This is a genomic window from Chitinimonas sp., assembly GCF_041904975.1.
In the GTDB taxonomy this organism is placed as follows: Bacteria; Pseudomonadota; Gammaproteobacteria; order Burkholderiales; family Chitinimonadaceae; genus Chitinimonas.
Window position 1 is genome coordinate 1 of sequence record NZ_JAYRLZ010000313.1, and the last position, 4,604, is coordinate 4,604.

Annotated in this window: 2 protein-coding genes; both read left to right on the top strand. The window is 60.9% G+C overall.

All coding sequences use genetic code 11. The annotated features are described in order from the left end of the window. The coding region (gene purL, locus ACE3OH_RS19720; protein ID WP_374357188.1) for a phosphoribosylformylglycinamidine synthase at nucleotides 1-3,053 on the top strand (3,053 nt) is incomplete at its 5' end. 969 nt (nucleotides 3,054-4,022) lie between these two features. Beyond that, a complete protein-coding gene (locus ACE3OH_RS19725; RefSeq protein ID WP_374357194.1) occupies nucleotides 4,023-4,340 on the top strand; it encodes a hypothetical protein in 318 nt (105 codons plus the stop codon). The last annotated feature ends 264 nt before the right edge of the window (nucleotides 4,341-4,604 follow it).

The following is a 4,604-nucleotide window of genomic DNA, read 5'->3' on the forward strand; positions in this document are numbered from 1 at the left end:
CTGCCATTTCGCCCTTCCCCGGCGCATCTACCGGCTCGGGCGGCGAAATCCGCGATGAAGGCGCTACCGGCCGTGGCTCCAAGCCCAAGGCGGGCCTCACCGGTTTTACCGTATCCAACCTGAATATCCCCGGCTTCAAGCAGCCCTGGGAAGTGTATTCCGACAGCCAGCTCGAATACGGCAAGCCCGGGCGCATCGTCTCGGCCCTGCAGATCATGCTGGATGGCCCGATTGGCGGCGCCGCCTTCAATAACGAATTCGGCCGCCCCAATCTGACCGGCTACTTCCGTACCTTTGAAGAAAGCCATCTGGGCGAAATGCGCGGCTATCACAAGCCGATCATGATCGCCGGCGGTCTTGGCAATATCGACGCCGACCATATCGGCAAGCACGATATCCCGGCCGGCGCACTGATCATCGTGCTGGGCGGCCCCGGCATGCTGATCGGCCTCGGTGGTGGTGCCGCCTCATCGATGGATACCGGCGCCAATGCCGCCGACCTCGATTTCGACTCGGTACAGCGCGGCAACCCGGAAATCGAACGCCGTGCGCAGGAAGTCATCGACCGCTGCTGGCAGCTGGGCGACAAAAACCCGATTCTGTCGATTCACGATGTCGGCGCCGGTGGCCTGTCAAACGCCCTGCCTGAGCTGGTGCATGGCTCGGATCGCGGTGCCCAGTTCAAGCTGCGCGATATCCATATCGAAGAAAAGGGCATGTCGCCGCTGCAAATCTGGTGTAACGAATCGCAAGAGCGCTATGTGCTGGCAATTCGTGCCGAAGACCTCGATACCTTCCGCGCCATTGCCGAGCGCGAGCGCTGCCCCTTCTCGGTGGCCGGCACCGCCACGCTGGAAAAGCAGCTGGAAGTGGCCGACAGTCACTTTGGCAACAAGCCGGTGGATATGCCGATGGACGTGCTCTTGGGCAAGCCACCGAAAATGACGCGCGATGTGCAGCGCCTGCGCCGCGAACTGCCGATGTTCGACTCCAGCACGCTGGATCTGCACGACGCCACCTACCGGGTGCTGCGCCTGCCGGCAGTGGCCGACAAGCGCTTTTTGATCACCATTGGCGATCGCTCGGTGGGCGGCATGACCTGCCGCGACCAGATGGTCGGCCCCTGGCAGGTGCCGGTGGCCGATGTGGCCGTCACCGCCATGGGTTACGAAACCTATCTGGGCGAAGCGATGGCGATGGGCGAGCGCACGCCGCTGGCACTGATCTCCGGCCCCGCTTCGGGCCGCATGGCAGTGGGTGAAGCGCTCACCAATCTGGCCGCCGCCCGTATCGGCAAGCTCGGTGATGTCAAGCTATCAGCCAACTGGATGGCCGCTGCCGGCCACCCCGGCGAAGACGCCGCCCTGTTCGACACCGTGGAAGCGGTACGCGATCTGTCGATTTCGCTGGGCATCAGCATTCCGGTCGGCAAAGACAGCCTGTCGATGAAAACGGTGTGGAAGGACCAGGGCCAGGATCGCGCCGTGGTGGCGCCGCTATCGCTGATCGTATCGAGCTTCGCCCCGGTGGTGGACGTGCGCCGCACCCTCACCCCGCAGCTGCGCACCGATCAGGGCGATACCGACCTGATCCTGATCGACCTGGGCAATGGCAAGTGCCGCCTCTCCGCATCGGCCCTGGCACAGGTCTACAAGCAAGTGGGCAACCACGCGCCCGACCTGGAAGACCCGGCCGCGCTGGCTGCTTTCTTCAATGTGGTGCAGCAGCTCAATGCCGACGGCAAGATCCTCGCCTACCACGACCGTGGCGATGGCGGCCTGATCGTTACCCTGGCCGAGATGATGTTCGCCGGCCGCACCGGCGTGACGCTGGATGTGGACGAGCTGTGCATCGAGCGCCGTCGCAATGAGCGCGAATACGGCCAGATCAATACCGAATCGGTGGCCCGCGCCGAAAACGGCCGCCTCCTGGGCGTGCTGTTCAATGAAGAGCTGGGCGCCGTGCTGCAGGTGCGCCGTAGCGACACTCACGCCGTGATGGCCGCCTTCTTTGCCGCCGGCATCCGCAGCCAGCTGCATGTAATCGGCTCACTCAACGACGACGACCGTCTGAAGATCAAGAAGCGCAACCGCCTGGTGTTCAGCGAAACCCGCAGCGATCTGCACAAGGCCTGGTCGGAAACCAGCTGGCAGCTGCAGCGCCTGCGCGACAACCCGGCCAGCGCCGACAGCGAATATGCCTTGGTCGGCCAGAAACAGCGCGGCCTGTATGCCGAGCTGACTTTCGAGCCCAGCGAGGACATTGCCGCGCCGTATATCGCCAAGGGCGTGAAGCCGAAGATTGCTGTGCTGCGTGAGCAGGGCGTAAACGGCCATGTGGAAATGGCCGCCGCGTTCGACCGCGCCGGCTTTGCCGCGCTGGACGTGCATATGTCCGACATCCTGCAAGGCCGCGTATCGCTGAAGGATTTCCAGGCCTTTGCCGCCTGTGGTGGCTTCAGCTATGGCGACGTGCTGGGGGCTGGCGAAGGCTGGGCCAAATCCATCCTGTTCAACGCCCGCGCCCGCGCCGAGTTCGAAGCCTTCTTTGGCCGCAGCGATACCCTGGCGCTGGGTGTGTGTAATGGCTGCCAGATGATGTCCAACCTGGCAGAAATCATCCCCGGCGCCGATGCATGGCCGAAGTTCCGCCGCAATGCCTCCGAGCAGTTCGAGGCCCGCCTGGTCATGGCCGAAGTGCCCGACAGCCCCAGCGTATTCTTCGCCGGCATGGCCGGCAGCAAGATGCCGGTAGTGGTATCGCACGGCGAAGGCCGCGCGGTATTTGCCGATGCGGCAGACCGCAAGCGGGTGATCACCGCCATGCGCTATGTCGACGACAAGGGCCTGCCGACCGAAGTCTACCCACTGAACCCGAACGGCTCGCCCGACGGCATCGCCGGCGTCACCACCGCCGACGGCCGCTTCAGCATCATGATGCCGCACCCGGAACGCACCTTCCGCTCGGTAACCATGAGCTGGCACCCGGAGCAATGGGGCGAGGATAGTGGCTGGATGCGGATGTTCCGTAATGCGCGCAAGGTGATTGGTTGATTTGCGCTGTTGGAATTTAAATGACCCGCTTTCTGCGGGTCTTTTTACAATCGGTGCAAGCATGCAAACGCCATGTCAAGCGCGACGCTACGGCCAACGCCGTGTTGCGCAATGTAATTCCGGTTGCGCCCGTCGTATTGCAACGGTTTGGGAGCCATGCCTCGCAGCGAATGTGGCGCATGTCCAAGCCAATATGGCAGTTTTGGCGTCTACATCTAGTTAGAGCTTATGTCGCACTCAGCACAGGACTCAGCCACGAAGGACACGAACGGAAGCACTGTTTCTGTGCGAGCTACTGTGCGTGTTCTATCGATTCACCCTTCCGTGCTCGAACCATTATCTGATCGAGAGAAAGGCAATGTCCTCTCCATGCTTGGAGAGTTTTTCGAAGTTTACGAAGTCGATCAATATGGCCGAGCTTGGGTAGAGAAGTGGTGGCGCGACACAGAAGGAAATTCCATGTCACATTCTCTGGCTCTAGAGCCTGCGGAAATGGAGCTGATAGTAAAATCTATTTAGGCCGCACACATTGAAATCGAACGCATCCTCGCAACAACCGACTACTCAGTTCACTCCCAGCACACTGACCGAGTTGGCACGCCATAAAAGTCCAAAGTTTCCGTGGCTACCCGATGCGTTGCTAAGTTGTGGCGCCGGAACGTGGGACGGTCCTACCTACCTTCGTTTTGCCTCCGCGCACAACGCAAACCAGCCAGGCTCGGAGTGGCAGTTCGAAACAAATGTGGTTCTGGTTCACGAAATTTGGGGCGTTCTGGTGATCGATATCCTGAAGTCAAATCGCCTCGGTGGTATCGAGTTCGTTGATCGAATCGAGGGATAGGACATGCCGCCGAACCACTCAACTCACCAGCGGCCAAACAAGTCCGTCAACGGGGCGCCAAAATGCTGCGCCTTTTGGTTCCCTCTGCTGCGCTCCAGCGCCCGTTACGTCTAACGTTAGGCATCAGAATGAGCCGCATCGCTACTTCGCTTGCTGTCATTACATGGTCAGCCATTGTGTTTGCCAGTGGCTACGTGTTTCGGGAGCACCAGATGCTGCACTCGCATCGTGTTGAAACAACTCAGCCTCTGGTTCTCGTCTCATCGACAGGGAACGCCGAAGGTATTCTCCCACTGGGTACAACGCTCTACGGATATCGCAGCGCCGGAGAGCAATCCCTATTCATAGCTTTCATCGGTACGAAAGAGCTTTCCAAAGTGAGAGCGCAGGGGTCTAAAAACTGGCTCGAAATCTCACCGATTACAGCATTCGGCAAGAAGCCATGATGCCTAACGCGTCGACGCTCGGCGCCCCCCGGGGCAGCGGAGTTATTCGTGGCATGGACAGAAGGCCATCGCGCTAGGCCGCCTTGCTTTTTGTAAGCGTGGCTTCAGCCGCGATGGCGGGCGCAGCACGCCCACAGTAGTCGAATACACGCAGCACCAGCTACGGAGAACCCCAACCCCGTCGGCTCTCGCCGAGCACCGCAGCAGCTTGCGGGGTAGTCCGGGACAGCATGTTTGAGCCTTGGCGCAGCCAAGGCGAGTTCT

Bases quoted from the DNA above. Each gene is read 5' to 3' on its own strand.
- ACE3OH_RS19725 (WP_374357194.1), top strand. From the start codon at position 4,023: ATGAGCCGCATCGCTACTTCGCTTGCTGTCATTACATGGTCAGCCATT.